The 14,199-nt window shown below is 55.2% G+C and carries 14 protein-coding genes; 2 read left to right on the forward strand and 12 right to left on the reverse strand.

The window, feature by feature from the left end; translation table 11 throughout:
• Window positions 1-34: 34 nt before the first annotated feature.
• The 5 genes from gntU to C2U53_RS07915 form a co-directional block, all read right to left on the reverse strand.
• Entirely contained in the window at window positions 35-1,375 is a 1,341-nt protein-coding gene (gene gntU, locus C2U53_RS07895; protein WP_044263856.1) for a gluconate transporter, read from the reverse strand.
• A 3-nt stretch (window positions 1,376-1,378) separates the two neighbouring features.
• Window positions 1,379-1,906, reverse strand: coding sequence for a gluconokinase (gntK, locus tag C2U53_RS07900; protein ID WP_042998461.1), 528 nt, complete (start codon window positions 1,904-1,906; stop codon window positions 1,379-1,381).
• Window positions 1,907-2,045: 139 nt separating this feature from the next.
• On the reverse strand, window positions 2,046-3,041 hold the full coding sequence (gene gntR / locus C2U53_RS07905; RefSeq protein ID WP_042998462.1) for a gluconate operon transcriptional repressor GntR: 996 nt from the start codon (window positions 3,039-3,041) through the stop codon (window positions 2,046-2,048).
• A 90-nt stretch (window positions 3,042-3,131) separates the two neighbouring features.
• On the reverse strand, window positions 3,132-3,827 hold the full coding sequence (locus C2U53_RS07910; protein ID WP_043001767.1) for a pirin family protein: 696 nt from the start codon (window positions 3,825-3,827) through the stop codon (window positions 3,132-3,134).
• 123 nt (window positions 3,828-3,950) lie between these two features.
• Entirely contained in the window at window positions 3,951-4,988 is a 1,038-nt protein-coding gene (locus tag C2U53_RS07915) for an oxidoreductase (protein WP_104445779.1), read from the reverse strand.
• A gap of 460 nt (window positions 4,989-5,448) precedes the next feature.
• On the opposite strand from C2U53_RS07915, the gene yhhY reads away from it, so the two are divergent.
• Complete coding sequence (gene yhhY / locus C2U53_RS07920; protein WP_042998463.1) at window positions 5,449-5,937, forward strand: N-acetyltransferase; 489 nt, start codon at window positions 5,449-5,451, stop codon at window positions 5,935-5,937.
• 87 nt (window positions 5,938-6,024) lie between these two features.
• Here yhhY and ggt read toward each other — a convergent pair whose 3' ends face one another.
• The gene (gene ggt / locus C2U53_RS07925) at window positions 6,025-7,770 is read right to left on the reverse strand and encodes a gamma-glutamyltransferase (protein ID WP_044327555.1); all 1,746 of its coding nucleotides are present in this window, start codon (window positions 7,768-7,770) and stop codon (window positions 6,025-6,027) included.
• Window positions 7,771-7,889: 119 nt separating this feature from the next.
• On the opposite strand from ggt, the gene C2U53_RS07930 reads away from it, so the two are divergent.
• On the forward strand, window positions 7,890-8,267 hold the full coding sequence (locus C2U53_RS07930) for a DUF2756 family protein (protein WP_042998465.1): 378 nt from the start codon (window positions 7,890-7,892) through the stop codon (window positions 8,265-8,267).
• On the opposite strand, the gene ugpQ is transcribed toward C2U53_RS07930, so the two are convergent.
• From ugpQ to livF, 6 genes are all read right to left on the reverse strand, one after another.
• On the reverse strand, window positions 8,251-8,997 hold the full coding sequence (ugpQ, locus tag C2U53_RS07935) for a glycerophosphodiester phosphodiesterase (protein WP_104445780.1): 747 nt from the start codon (window positions 8,995-8,997) through the stop codon (window positions 8,251-8,253). The genes C2U53_RS07930 and ugpQ overlap by 17 nt on opposite strands.
• Window positions 8,994-10,064: a sn-glycerol-3-phosphate import ATP-binding protein UgpC gene (locus C2U53_RS07940; protein WP_090050255.1), complete on the reverse strand. Its 1,071-nt coding sequence runs from the start codon at window positions 10,062-10,064 to the stop codon at window positions 8,994-8,996. Before C2U53_RS07940 ends, ugpQ begins: the two co-directional genes overlap by 4 nt.
• A 1-nt stretch (window position 10,065) precedes the next feature.
• On the reverse strand, window positions 10,066-10,911 hold the full coding sequence (gene ugpE / locus C2U53_RS07945) for a sn-glycerol-3-phosphate ABC transporter permease UgpE (protein ID WP_042998468.1): 846 nt from the start codon (window positions 10,909-10,911) through the stop codon (window positions 10,066-10,068).
• Entirely contained in the window at window positions 10,908-11,795 is an 888-nt protein-coding gene (ugpA, locus tag C2U53_RS07950; RefSeq protein WP_044263874.1) for a sn-glycerol-3-phosphate ABC transporter permease UgpA, read from the reverse strand. The genes ugpE and ugpA overlap by 4 nt, the downstream gene beginning before the upstream one ends.
• Before the next feature lie 106 nt (window positions 11,796-11,901).
• On the reverse strand, window positions 11,902-13,218 hold the full coding sequence (ugpB, locus tag C2U53_RS07955) for a sn-glycerol-3-phosphate ABC transporter substrate-binding protein UgpB (protein WP_090050253.1): 1,317 nt from the start codon (window positions 13,216-13,218) through the stop codon (window positions 11,902-11,904).
• 266 nt (window positions 13,219-13,484) lie between these two features.
• Window positions 13,485-14,198 carry a high-affinity branched-chain amino acid ABC transporter ATP-binding protein LivF gene (gene livF, locus C2U53_RS07960; RefSeq protein ID WP_044253570.1) on the reverse strand — a complete coding sequence of 238 codons (714 nt, stop codon included), beginning with the start codon at window positions 14,196-14,198 and terminating at the stop codon, window positions 13,485-13,487.
• Window position 14,199: the final 1 nt, after the last annotated feature.

Below are 14,199 nucleotides of genomic sequence, written 5' to 3' on the forward strand. Positions count from 1 at the left end.
AATAGGGCCGGGCGATTGCCCGGCCTACCTTTTTTCAACTGAGCAGTGAAAACGCCACCATACCCACCATCGCACCCACGGTGCCGAGGATGGTTTCCATCATTGTCCAGGTCTTCAGCGTTTGTGCTTCTGTCGCACCGGTGAATTTCCCGAACAGCCAGAAACCGGCATCGTTCACGTGGCTGACGACGATCGACCCCCCCGCGATACAGATAGACAGTGCCGCCATCTGCGCCCCGGAGAAATTCAGTTGTTCAATTACTGGCATCACCAGTCCCACCGCCGTTAAGCAGGCTACGGTCGCGGAGCCCTGAATGATACGCACCGCTGCCGCCAGCACGAAGCAGGTAATGGCAATCGGCAAGCCCATCCCGGTCAGCGCTTCACCCAGCGCCGGCCCCACGCCAGAATCCACCAGCACCTGCTTGAAGACACCGCCAGCACCAATCACCAACAGGATGATACCCGCCGGTTGCAGCGCGTGACCGCAAATCTCCATGACCTTATCTTTCGGCATCCCCTGACGCATCGCCAGGCCGTAAATCGCCACCAGACAAGCCACCAGAATCGCGGTGAACGGGTGACCGACAAATTCAAACCACTGGTAAGCCGTAGAACCGACCGGCACAAAACGTGCGGCGATGGTTTTCAGTCCCACCAGCACCAGCGGCAACAGGATCAGCGACAGACTGAAGCCAAAGGACGGCATTTTGCCCTCGCCCAGATGCGGTTCGGTAATATCGTCTGGAATATTCAGCTCAACGTAGCGGCTGATAAAGTTGCCCCACAGTGGCCCGGCAATAATCATCCCTGGAATGGCGGCACACAGACCAATCAGAATCATCCAGCCAAAGTCGGCGTGCATCTGAGAAGCGAGCAGCATCGGCGCAGGCCCCGGCAGCAGAAATGCGGCGGCCGCCGCCACGCCCGCAAACAGCGGGATCACCAACTTCACCAGGTTTGTACCGGTATGACGCGCCATCGAGAACGCGACGCTTATCAGCAGAACAATGGCCACTTCAAAGAACAGCGGCAGCGCGCAAATCAGTCCCGCCAGCCCAATCGCATAATGCGCGCGACTGTGGCCGAAGGATTTCAGCATTTTGACCGCAATCTGATCGACTGCGCCCGTTTCATGCAAAATCTTGCCAAACATGGCCCCCAAAGCGACCACAATCGCCAGGAAGCCCAGCGTACCTCCCATCCCTTTTTCCATTGTCGCCGCGATTTTATCGAGCGGCATACCGGAAAAGAGACCTGCACCAATAGACACCACCATCAAAGCAACGAAGGCGTGCATACGCGCCTTCATCACTAAAAACAACAGCAGCAGAACGGAGCCTACTGCTGTTAAAACAAGCGTTAATGTACTCAAAACTTACTGCCTTTTATTAATGACCTCGATGGTGCTGGCAACAACACCTTCCAGTGGCTGATCGATATCCACCACCAGTACGTCGCTTTCGTCTGCACCCGGTTCTTGCAGGGTTTCAAACTGCGTCACCAGCATCTGGGTTTTGAAGAAATGGCCTTTACGCGCCTTCAGACGGCTTTCGATCACGTCGAAATCGCCTTTCAGGTAGATGAAAGAAAGGTTCGGGTTACCGTCACGCAGCAGATCACGGTAATGTTTTTTCAGTGCGGAACAGACGATCAGCGAAACCTTATTGGTACGCTGCATCGCAAACGCGGCGTCATTCAGCGCCTGCAACCACGGCTTACGGTCGTCATCATTGAGCGGCTCACCGGAGGCCATTTTCTCAATGTTGCGACGCGGATGGAGAAAATCGCCATCAAGAAACGCGGCATGCAGTTGATGCGCCACTTCGCTGGCGACAGCGGATTTACCGCTGCCCGATACGCCCATCAGAACGTAAATGTGGTGATCATGATTAGTCGTGCTCAAAGTGGTGCCCCCACAGTACAAGGATCAGGAATTGTTACGGGTAACTGTTATCGGTAACATTGTCCAACCTGACTAAAACAGAAGCAATATCCAAACGTGCGAGAAGTGAATAAGTGTGAGCTACTTCAAATTTGTCGGGTTAAATAGATCCACCCGGTGACAAGGTGAAACCTAAATCTAACATTTTTGGCGTGACGCTCTCCCCACGAATACGCGCCAGTAGACGCTCTGCGCCAATGCTGCCCATACGCTCACGCGGCGTCAGCACGCTGGCCAGACGCGGTTCCATCACCTGACCGATATCATGGCCGTGAAAACCAGCGATCGCCATGTCATCCGGGATCCTCAACCCTAAACGCTGGCATTCAAAGGCCGCGCCCACCGCCAGGTCATCGTTAGTGCAGAAAATACCGTCCAGTTGCGGGTATTCACGACGCGCCTGACGGATAAGCTCAATCCCCGAAGAGTAAGAAGAAGACTGCTCAACCATCACACTGTAGGGCAACAGACCGGCATCCAGCATCGCCTGTTCGTAACCCTTCTGTTTGATGATAGTACGTTCGTCAAGACGTGCCCCCAGATAGGCGATATGACGATGCCCGCGTGCAATAATCGCGGCGGTCATTTGACGCGCGGCTTCAAAGTTGTCAAAACCGACGGCGATATCGAGGCAGGGCGACTGACTGTCCATCAGTTCAACCACCGGAATCCCCGCCACTTCGATCATTTTCAACGTGCGCGGCGTGTGGGTACGTTCAGTCAGGATCAGACCATCGATGTTCCAGGAGAGCATCGACTCCAGACGCTCCTGTTCCATCTCCGGCTTATAACCGTAGTGCGCCAGCATGGTTTGATAACCATGCGCATCCGTCACGGTCTCAATACCGCGTAAAACTTCGGCAAAAACCTGGTTGGTTAACGACGGCAGCAGTACGCCAATGGCCCGACTAGTGGCGTTGGAGAGGATATCAGGTGCGCGATTGGGAATATAACCCAGTTCATCAAGTGCAGCAGCGATCTTGCCCCGCAATGCAACGGAGACTTGCTCCGGATTACGCAAAAAACGGCTGACCGTCATTTTGGTCACACCAACACGGTCAGCTACATCCTGAAGTACGGGTCTTTTCTTCTTCATCGTCCTGAGAAATCGTAAGTGAGAGATTTGCTCAGTTTATCACGGACAAAGCACAACCTTCCCCGTTTAAAGGGAAGGTTGCGTAATTATTTATACAGGCGGCAGATCAAACAGCAGGATTTCACTATCGCTGTCAGCATGAATTGACAGCGCCTGCTCATCCCAAATCGCCAGACCGTCGCTGGTGGTGGCTTTCGTGCCGTTAATGCTCACCTCGCCTTTTACCACCTGGATCCAGACGCGACGTTCAGCAGCAATCTGGTGTACTGACTGCTCACCTTTCACCAGCGCCCAGCGATACAGTTCCATATCCTGGTACACTTTCAACGAGCCGTCGCGAGCGTCCGGTGACAACACCAGTTGTTTACCCTGTGTGGCGTCGAAGCGGCGCTGCTCGTAACGCGGCGTGATGCCGGTTTTTTCCGGAATGATCCAGATCTGATACAGACGCAGACGATCCGTTTTGCTCGGGTTGTACTCAGAGTGCCGGATCCCGGTCCCCGCGCTCATAATCTGGAATTCACCTGCCGGCACCTGCTCTTTATTGCCCATGCTGTCCTGGTGTTCTACTGCGCCTTCCAGCACGTAGGTCAGAATTTCCATGTCTTTATGCGGGTGGGTACCGAAACCCTGACCGGCGTCAATCACGTCGTCGTTAATCACGCGCAGTGCCGAGAAGCCCATAAAGTTGGGATCGTAGTAGTCAGCAAAAGAGAACGTATGCCAGGAATCCAGCCAGCCATGATTCGCGTGGCCACGGTCGTTTGCTTTGCGTAAGTAGATCATTGTGTTCACCCCCAGATGTTTTCGATGGAGTAAGTGTGGACCGAATCCATCATCAATCATAGAGGGTGAAAATTGACTCCTCTGTTCAAAAATTATGAACAAGTACAGAGGAGTCAGTCTGGCTTATCGGGCAAGGGTAATCGTGGCCGGTGAAGCCTGTTCGAATGCCCGTTCGAGGAGTTCAAGGTTGGTCAGAACGTCAGATTCCTTGACGTAATTTGGCGCGCCCGTGGTGAGAGTGTCATACAGCGCATCATAGACACGCCCGTAGTCGCCCGTTTCCGGTTTGATCTCTTCTTTCACCGTCACCCCTTCGTCGTTAACGTACTCCAGCACGCCAACGGAATCGTCCGCCGCAAAGCCTGGCTCACCCGGCATGATGTTGGCCTTCAGGCTGGTTTCCTGCTGGTCAATACCGTATTTGATAAACGACCCCTTGGTGCCATGCACGATAAACTTCGGATAGTCGATTTTCACCAGATGGCTGGTTTTGACGATGGCCTTTACATCGCCGTAAAACAGTTGCGCTTCAAAGGTGTCGTCCGGATTGGCCTTATTGCGCAGGCTGCGGATATCGTACGCCACGTGGTCCGGACGACCGAACAGCGAGATAACCTGATCCATCGTGTGTACGCCCAGGCCATAAAACGCGCCATCCTGCGGTAAACCAGGTTGGGTTTCCGCGACCGGGCGGTAGTAATCAAAGTGGCTTTCCAGTTCCGCAATCTTACCCAGCTTACCGCTTTCAATCGCCTTTTTGGCAGTCAGGAAACAGGAGTCAAAGCGACGGTTTTGATACGGCGTCACCGTCAACCCTTTGCTCTGCGCCAGTTCAAACAGCATCTTCGCTTCAATCATTGTCGGGGTGAAGGGTTTCTCAACCAGCACGTTCTTCCCGGCCTCCAGCGCCCGTTTCGCGTAGTCAAAGTGGCTGTCGGCGTGGGTACAGATGATAACCAGCTTGACCTGCGGATCATCGAAAATTTCATTGAGATCGCTGGTGAAGTGGATGTGTGAGTAAATCGGCGCCTGCTCTTCCGGCTTCGCACGACGGCGAAAGATATGGGCCACATGCCAGGTATCTTTACGGTGAAGGACATACGGGAGATGGTAGCGAGTCGCACTCTTGCCGAACCCGATAAATGCGCAATGTAACGTCATGGTGGCGTCCTTTTTGGAAAAAATGATGCATACACCATAGCGCAAAGCACAGAGAGACTAAATGCGGAACCTCTCCTGAGGACGCGCTGGCGCACCTGGAAACGGATTGCTCGCGCCTCGGGCGTGAGTGGCGCAGGCAGATTATTCACGGCCTGCGCACAGCAGCCGGAGCGTACTTAATGTACGTGAGGAGCTCGGGCACTTCCCCGGGACAAAATAACAAGTCAGCCTGGCTGAAAAAAACCAAAAAAAAGCCAGCACCCGGCTGGCTAAAATAATACTGGAAGCAATGTGAGCAATGTCGTGCTTTCAGGTTCTCCGCAAGGGTCTTCCTGAACGCAAAGCAATAATAATCATTCTCATTCGCAGTTGTCCAGCGATTTCTTCAAAAAAATGCAGTTGACGACATTTTTAATCTCAGCGACTGTAAAGACTCAATAACCCCTAAAGGAGATCGGGAATGAGTGAGATAGTGATACGCCATGCTGAAACCAAAGATTACGACGCGATTCGTCAGATCCATGCCCAGCCGGAGGTGTATCACAACACGCTACAGGTTCCTCATCCATCCAGTGAGATGTGGCAGGCGCGACTCGCCGAACAGCCCGGCATCAAACAACTTGTGGCCTGCATTGACGATCGCGTGGTTGGACATTTGTGCATTGCCGTCGTTCAGCGTCCACGCAGGAGTCACGTCGCCGATTTCGGTATTTGTGTTGACGCGCAATGGCAAAACCGCGGTGTCGCCAGCGCATTAATGCGGACCATGATCGACATGTGCGACAACTGGCTGCGCGTTGAGCGCATCGAATTAACGGTGTTTGTCGATAACGCCCCCGCCATAGCCGTGTATAAAAAATATGGTTTTGAAATTGAAGGCACCGGCAAGAAGTACGGCCTGCGTAACGGCGAGTACGTCGATGCCTATTTTATGGCGCGGATGAAGTGACAAATTGCCCGGTGGCGCTACGCTTACCGGGCCTACAGCTGCACAAACGTAGGCCGGGTAAGGCGAAGCCGCCACCCGGCAACAAAATCAATACCCCGCCGTTAAATCGTCCACAGTGCGTGGGTCTGATGCGCCATACAGCGCACCGTCCGGCCCTACCATAATGCTCTGTGTGCTACCCATCGCCTCTTTCAGCGCAACCTTCTGCCCTTTTTGCTCAAGTAGTTTGAGGGTATCCGGGCTAAAGCCTTTCTCCACACGCAGCTCATCCGGCAGCCACTGATGATGGAAACGCGGCGCGTTGGTCGCTTCCGCCACATTCATCCCGAAATCGATGCTGTTGACCACCATTTGCAGCACAGTCGTGATAATCCGGCTCCCACCCGGACTGCCCGTAACCAGCCAGGTTTTACCGTCTTTCACCACGATGGTGGGCGACATTGACGACAGCGGACGTTTCTTCGGCCCAACGGCGTTGGCATCGCCTCCCACCAGACCATAGACATTTGGCACGCCCGGCTTAGCTGAGAAGTCATCCATCTCGTTATTCAGCAGAATGCCGGTATTCCCCGCCACAATGCCGGTCCCGAAGGTGGTGTTGAGGGTATAAGTGACCGCCACGGCGTTACCGTCTTTATCCACCACCGAGAAGTGAGTGGTCTGGTTACTCTCGTAGGGCGCCAGTTTGCCAGGGCGAATTTCGCTGGAGGGTTTCGCCTTGTTGATATCGATCCGTTCGGCAATCGATTTGGCGTAATCTTTGTTGGTCAGCGCCTGCCACGGCACCTTCACAAAATCCGGGTCGCCCAGGTATTCCGAACGATCGGCGTAGGCCTGTTTCTCCGCTTCCGCCATCACCTGCATGGCGTCCGCACTGCCGAAGCCGTATTGTTTCATGTCGAAGTTTTCAAGGATATTCAGGATTTGCACGATGTGGATCCCGCCAGAGGACGGCGGTGGCATCGAGAAGACCTGATATCCGCGATAGTCACCGCTAATTGGCGTGCGCTCTACCGCTTTATAGCCCGCCAAATCCTCTTTGGTCATCAGCCCGCCATTTTTCTGCATCTCCTGCGCAATCTGGTCGGCAATCTCCCCTTTATAAAAAGCATCCGGCCCCTTTTCCGCAATCAACTCCAGGCTTTTCGCCAGATTTTTTTGTACCAGTTTGTCGCCCTTTTTCAGCGGCTCACCGTCCTTCCAGAAAATGGCTTTGCTGTTTTCGTGATTCGGAATGACTTCACTGCCGTAGGTTTTTAGATCGTCCGCCAGCGCATCGTTAACCACAAAGCCCTCTTCCGCCAGTTTGATCGCCGGACGCACCACCTTGTTGAGCGGCAGGGTGCCATATTTTTCCAGCGCCAGAGAGAACCCGGCCACGGTGCCCGGCGTGCCGGACGCCAGATGGGAGGTCAGCGATTTTTTACTGTCCGGATTGCCCTGGTCGTCAAGGAACATATCGCGCGTGGCGTTAGCGGGCGCCATTTCGCGAAAATCGATCGCCGTGGTCTTACCGTCTTTAGTACGCAGCAACATAAAACCGCCGCCGCCCAGATTCCCGGCCTGCGGATGCGTGACCGCCAGCGCATACCCTACGGCGACCGCAGCATCCACGGCGTTCCCGCCCTGTTTGAGAATATCCACCCCAACCTTTGTGGCCATGGCATCTACCGAGGCCACCATCCCCTGCCTGGCGCGAACGGGATGGAACACATCCTCTTCCACCCCATACGACACCGGAGGGGGTGGAGGGGGGACGGCGAGCACACTGAAACAGCTTCCTGAGAGCAGAGCAGCAAGGGCTACCCGGCGTAAAAACGTCGGTTTCGTCATCGTTATTCTCCAAAGATGTGGGGTCAGCCCCCCACTAAGCCTGGTGCATAACTCTGAAATGATCCTCGTTTCGCCGGGAAAGGGGTAAACTTAAGAGAGACCTCAGTGGAGGAATGATGATGAAACGATACGTAATTTTGACAGCGCTACTGCCGTTTGCCTGTCTCGCACAGCCGATTAACACGCTGAACAATCCGAACCAGCCGGGCTATCAGATCCCCAGCCAGCAACGGATGCAGACGCAGATGCAGACGCAGCAGATCCAGCAGAAAGGAATGCTGAATCAGCAGTTAAAAACGCAGACGCAGCTTCAGCAGCAAAATCTGCAAACGCAGATGAACAACAATCAGCAGCGGATCCAGCAGGGTCAGGTACGCGAGCAGCCGTTGCCCAATACCAACGGCGGCATGTTGAGCGGCGGTACGCGTCTGGAGAGCGGCCAGCAGCACATGCTACCGCCGCGGCAGAATGGCGATATGCTTAATCCGCAGCAGTAAAGTCCGGGCCAATCACGTCAATCGCATCCGTACAGATGCAGTCCACGCCCCAGCGTAGCAGTTCAGCCGCACGCTGGGGTTTGTTGACGGTGTAGACCAGAATATGTAATCCCGCCGCTTTAAGCTGTCTGACCCGCGCTTCATCCAGTAGCTTGTGATTCAGGTGAATCGACACGCACGCCAGGCGAGTGGTCAGTTCGCGCCAGTCATCACGCCACTCGTCAAGTAACAACCCTCGCGGCAGCTCTGGTACGGCGGCCTGCGCCGCTTCCAGCGCATCAATTTCAAATGACGACAGCAGCGGCGCAGTCATCCCCTGCCACAGCTCACGCGCAGCGAGAGCAATCACTTTCCCCGTCAGCGGTCCGGTTCCGGTAGTCGGTTTAATTTCGATATTGGCCATCAGGCCATGCTGGCGACAACGCGCGACCACCTGCGAGAGCAACGGCAGCGGTTCGCCTTTAAACTCGCCGCTGTACCAGCCACCGGCATCCACCCGCAGCAAATCCTGCCAGTTGAGCTCTCCCGCCACGCCCCAGCCGTTGCTGGTGCGCTCAAGGTTATCGTCGTGCAGCAGGAAAATTTCCCCGTCCTTCGACAGCTTCGCGTCGAACTCGATCATGGAGTGCCCGTAATGCGCGCCGACGTCGATCGCCGCCAGCGTATTTTCCGGTGCCAGTTTACCGCCGCCGCGATGGGCGACGATGCGGGGATACGGCCAGTTACTCATACACGTTTTCCTGTTTCACCATCAAAAAGGTGCAAATGATTTTCCGGCAGATGCAGCCACAGCGTGCTGCCTGCCTTTGGGCGTTCCTGATGGGCCAGACGCACCACCAGTTTCTGATCGCCCCAGCGACCGTGCGCCAGATTATCGGCGCCCAACATCTCCAACGTGTCCATCACCAGCGGCACACCGCCCTCCGCCTGGGAGCTTAGCGTAATATGTTCCGGGCGGATACCCAGCGTCATTTTTCGCCCGGCGTAGCCACGATAGTACCAATTGATGGGCAGCGCCATGCCGCTTTCCAGTTCGAAGTGCATACCCGCATGGCTGATACGTCCTTCCAGCAGGTTCATCGCCGGGCTGCCGATAAAGCTCGCCACAAAGCGGCTGGCCGGTTTTTCATAGACCTCTACCGGCGTGCCAATCTGCTCGGCAATACCTTTATTCATCACCATCACGCGCTGGGCGAGCGTCATCGCTTCGACCTGATCGTGGGTCACGTATAGCGAGGTAGTTTTCAGACGACGGTGCAGGTGCTGAAGCTCCAGACGCATCTGCACGCGCAGTTTGGCATCGAGGTTCGACAGCGGCTCATCAAACAGGAAAACCGCAGGGTCGCGCACAATGGCACGCCCCATCGCCACACGCTGGCGCTGACCGCCGGAGAGTTCGCGCGGACGACGTTTGAGCAGACCGTCCAGTTCGAGAATACGCGCCGCTTCTTTCACCCGCTGTTCGATGTGTCCCTTGCCCATCCCACGGATTTTCAGCCCCCACGCCATGTTCTCTTCCACGCTCATGTGCGGGTAGAGCGCATAGTTCTGGAAGACCATCGCGATGCCCCTGTCTTTCGGCTCCATTTCAGTCACGCGCTGACGGTCAATCCAGATATCGCCGCTGGTGACGTGCTCCAGCCCGGCCACCATCCGCAGAAGCGTTGATTTCCCGCAGCCGGACGGGCCGACCATCACAATGAACTCACCGTCCGCCACGTCCAGCGTCAGCGGTTGAATCACCTGGGTTTTGCCATCCCAGCTTTTGGTTACTGCCTGTAATTTTAAACCTGCCATCTTATTTCTCACTATCGACCAGGCCGCGGACAAACGCGCGCTGCATGGCTAAAACAATGACTACGGGTGGGATAAGGGTGAGCAGCATTGCCGCCATCACCTGATTCCACAAGGTGGTACCTTCGCCAGTGGCAATCATGCCTTTGATCCCCGCCACGGCAGTCCCCAGATTGACGTCGGTAATAATCAGCAACGGCCACAGATACTGGTTCCAGCCGTAGATAAAGGTGATGACGAACAGCGCCGCCAGATTGGTTTTCGACAACGGCAGCACGATGTCGCAGAAAAATCTCATCGGCGAAGCGCCATCAATGCGCGCCGCTTCGATCAGCTCATCCGGCAGGGTCATAAAGAACTGGCGGAACAGAAAAGTGGCGGTCGCCGATGCCATCAGCGGTAGCGTCAATCCTGCGTAACTGTCGAGCATATTCAAATTGGCAATCACTTCCACCGTCGGGAAAATACGCACTTCGACCGGCAGCATCAGGGTGATAAAAATCATCCAGAAGAACAGGTTACGCAGCGGAAAACGAAACCAGACGATAGCAAAGGCAGAAAGCATCGAGACCGCGATTTTCCCCACCGTAATGCCAAACGCCATGATGAAGCTGTTGAGCATCATCAGCCAGAACGGCGCGCTGTTCACACCGACGCCGTTGGCCCAGATGTTTTTCATGTTTTCCAGCAGATGCGTACCAGGGATAAGCGTCATCGGCGTTTCAAACACCGCGTTGTTGTCCAGCGTCGCCGCGACAAACGCGACGTACAGCGGGAACAAAATTACGACAATCCCCAGAATCAGCATGGTGTGGCTGAATATTGTCAGCCCGCGACGGTTCTCAATCATTGGTAACGCACCTTACTTTCCACATAGCGGAACTGCACCACCGTCAGAATGATGACGAGGAACATCAGTACCACCGACTGCGCGGCGGACGCAGAGAGATCCAGCCCAGCAAACCCTTCACGATAGATCTTATAAATCAGCGTCGTAGTAGCCTGAACCGGGCCGCCTGCGGTCGCGGCATCGATCACCGGGAACGTATCGAAGAAGGCGTAGACCAGATTGACCACCAGCAGGAAGAAACTCACCGGCGCGATCAGCGGTAACGCCAGCCTGAAAAAGCGACGAACAGGCCCTGCGCCATCGATCGCGGCGGCTTCAACCAGCGAACGTGGGATCGATTGCAACGCGGCAAAGAAGAAAAGGAAGTTGTAACTAATCTGCTTCCAGACGGAGGCAAAAACTACCAGGAACATCGCCTGCCCGCTGTTCTGTGCATGGTTCCAGTCATAACCAAACTGCTCAAGGAAGTAGGTAATTAGCCCACGTCCTGGGTTAAACAGGAAAATCCACAGCACGGCGGCTACCGCAGGCGCCACGGCATAGGGCAGTAGCATCAGCGTCTGATACAGACGACTGCCGCGCACGACGTAATCCACCAGCGCTGCGAAGAACAACGATACCAGCAGGCCGCTGAAGGTCACCAGCGCGCTGAATTTGATCGTCGTCCAGAAAGCGTCGAGATAGTAGCGGTCATGAAACAGCGTGACGAAATTATCCAGTCCCACGAACTGACTGGAAAGCCCAAACGGATCGACGCTTTGTAGCGAGTACCACAGCGCTTCGCCCGCAGGCCAGATAAAGAAAATAACGGTGATCGCCAGCTGTGGCGCAACCAGCAAATAAGGCAGCCAACGCGAGCGAAACACCGGACGGGATGATGACATTGAGATTTGATTCCTGAACAATGCCGGGTGGCGGCTACACCTTACCCGGCCTGCATGTAGTTCGTTTTAGATCCGGATCGCTACGCGCCACCGGGCAAGTCACAGATTACGATTTGGTCGACTGCTCAAAGCGGCGCAGCAACTGATTACCACGTTCTACCGCAGAGTCCAGCGCCTGCTGTGGCGTTTTTTTGCCGGTCCACACGCTTTCCAGTTCTTCATCAACGATGGTGCGAATCTGCGGCATATTGCCCAGTCGCAGCCCTTTGGTGAACGGCAACGGCGGTTTGTTCAGCATCTGACGGGTCGCAATGTCTGCCCCGGGATTCTTGTCATAGAAGCCCTGCTCACGAGTCAGGTCATAAGCCGCTTTGGTGATCGGCAGATAACCGGTTTTCTGATGCCATTCGGCCGCATTTTCCGGTTTTGCCAGGAAGTCGAGGAACTCGGCCACGCCTTTGTAGGTGTCGCTGTCTTTGCCCTGCATTACCCACAGGCTCGCGCCGCCGATGATGGCGTTCTGCGGTGCGCCTTTGGCGTCCGCATCGTAAGGCATCATGCCTACGCCATAGTTGAATTTGGCGTAATGACGGATATCTGCAAGCGAACCGGACGAGGCGGTGGTAATGGCGCAGTCACCGTTGTAGAACTTCTCGGTGGATTCGTCTTTACGTCCGAAGTAGCTGAAGTCACCCTTCTTGTTCAGATCGGCAAGCAGCGCGATATGCTTCACCTGCTCCGGCTTGTTGAACTCCAGTACCGCATCGGTGCCGTCGAAGCCGTTGTTTTTGGTCGCCACCGGCAGGCCGTGCCAGGCGCTGAAGTTTTCAATCTGGATCCAACCCTGCCAGCCGCTGGCGTAGCCACACTTCATCCCTGCGGCTTTCAGCTTCGCGGTGTAATCCGCCAGATCCTGCCAGGTTTTCGGCGGCTGCTCCGGATCTAAGCCCGCTTTTTTGAAGGCGTCTTTGTTGTAGTACAGCACCGGCGTAGAGCTGTTAAATGGCTGAGACAACAGATGCCCGGATTTCGAATCGGTGTAGTAACCGGAAACGGTCGGAACAAACTGTGACTCGTCGAAGTTGATGCCCGCATCCTTGAACACTTCGTAAACCGGTTTAATCGCTTTTGAGGCCATCATCGTCGCGGTGCCGACTTCATAAACCTGCAGCAGGGCCGGTGCATTTCCGGTACGGAACGCGGCGATACCGGCGCTCAGGCTCTGCTCGTAGTTACCTTTGTACACCGGCACAATCTTGTAATCCGGGTGGGTGTCGTTGAAACGTTGCGCCAGGGAGTCAACTTCTTTACCCAACTCCCCTTCCATGGAATGCCAGAACGGAATGGTGGTAACGGCCATTGCGTTTGTCGCAAAAGCCAGACCAACCGCCAGACCCAAAGCTGTGTGTCGTAACGATGTCATTGTCATCATCTCTCTTATTGTGCCGGATGCGCGAAATCACGCGTTTTATGCTCGCGAGGTAACATGACATGCGCGAATGACAGAAAGATAACCGTCAGATGACGAAGCGGTGACAGCCAGGCTTCAGATGAATGACGTTTCAGTGGCAAGAAAACAAAAAAGCCGGGTGGCGGCTTCGCCTTACCCGGCCTGCATCAGGTGTAAATATCGAATGTCGTGTAGGCCGGATAAGACGCCATGCGCCGCCATCAGGCATCACAAACCGCTTAACCGCCTAAATACGCGCTGCGTACCGCTTCGTTTGCCAGCAATGCGTCGCCGGTGTCTTCGAGAACGACATGACCGTTCTCCAGCACGTAGCCACGATCGGCCAGCTTCAGCGCCTGATTAGCGTTCTGCTCAACGAGGAAGATGGTCATTCCCTGCTCGCGCAGTTGTTCGATAGTGTCGAAGATCTGCTGGATGATAATCGGCGCCAGCCCCAGAGATGGCTCATCAAGCAGCAGCAGGCGCGGTTCACTCATCAGCGCACGACCAATCGCCAACATCTGCTGTTCACCGCCGGACATGGTGCCCGCACGCTGAATACGACGCTCATGCAGACGCGGGAACAATTCGTATACCCACTTGATGCGTGCCTGAAACTGATCGCGCTCGGCAAAAAAACCGCCCATCGCCAGATTCTCTTCCACCGTCATGCGGGAAAACACGCGACGCCCTTCCGGAACGATCGCCACCGCTTCACGCATGATTTTCGCCGTTTGCCAGTCGGTAATGTCTTTGTCATCAAACACAATCCGACCGCTGGTCGCACGCGGATCGCCACACAGCGTGCCAAGCAGCGTGGTTTTTCCCGCGCCGTTGGCACCAATCAAGGTCACAATTTCTCCCTGATTGATGTGCAGGCTCACCTCGTGCAGCGCCTGAATTTTGCCGTAGTGGGCACTGACTTTGTCAAAGGACAACATGACTTTTTCCATC

The organism is Citrobacter sp. CFNIH10 (genome assembly GCF_002934585.1).
Classification (GTDB): Bacteria; Pseudomonadota; Gammaproteobacteria; order Enterobacterales; family Enterobacteriaceae; genus Citrobacter_A; species Citrobacter_A amalonaticus.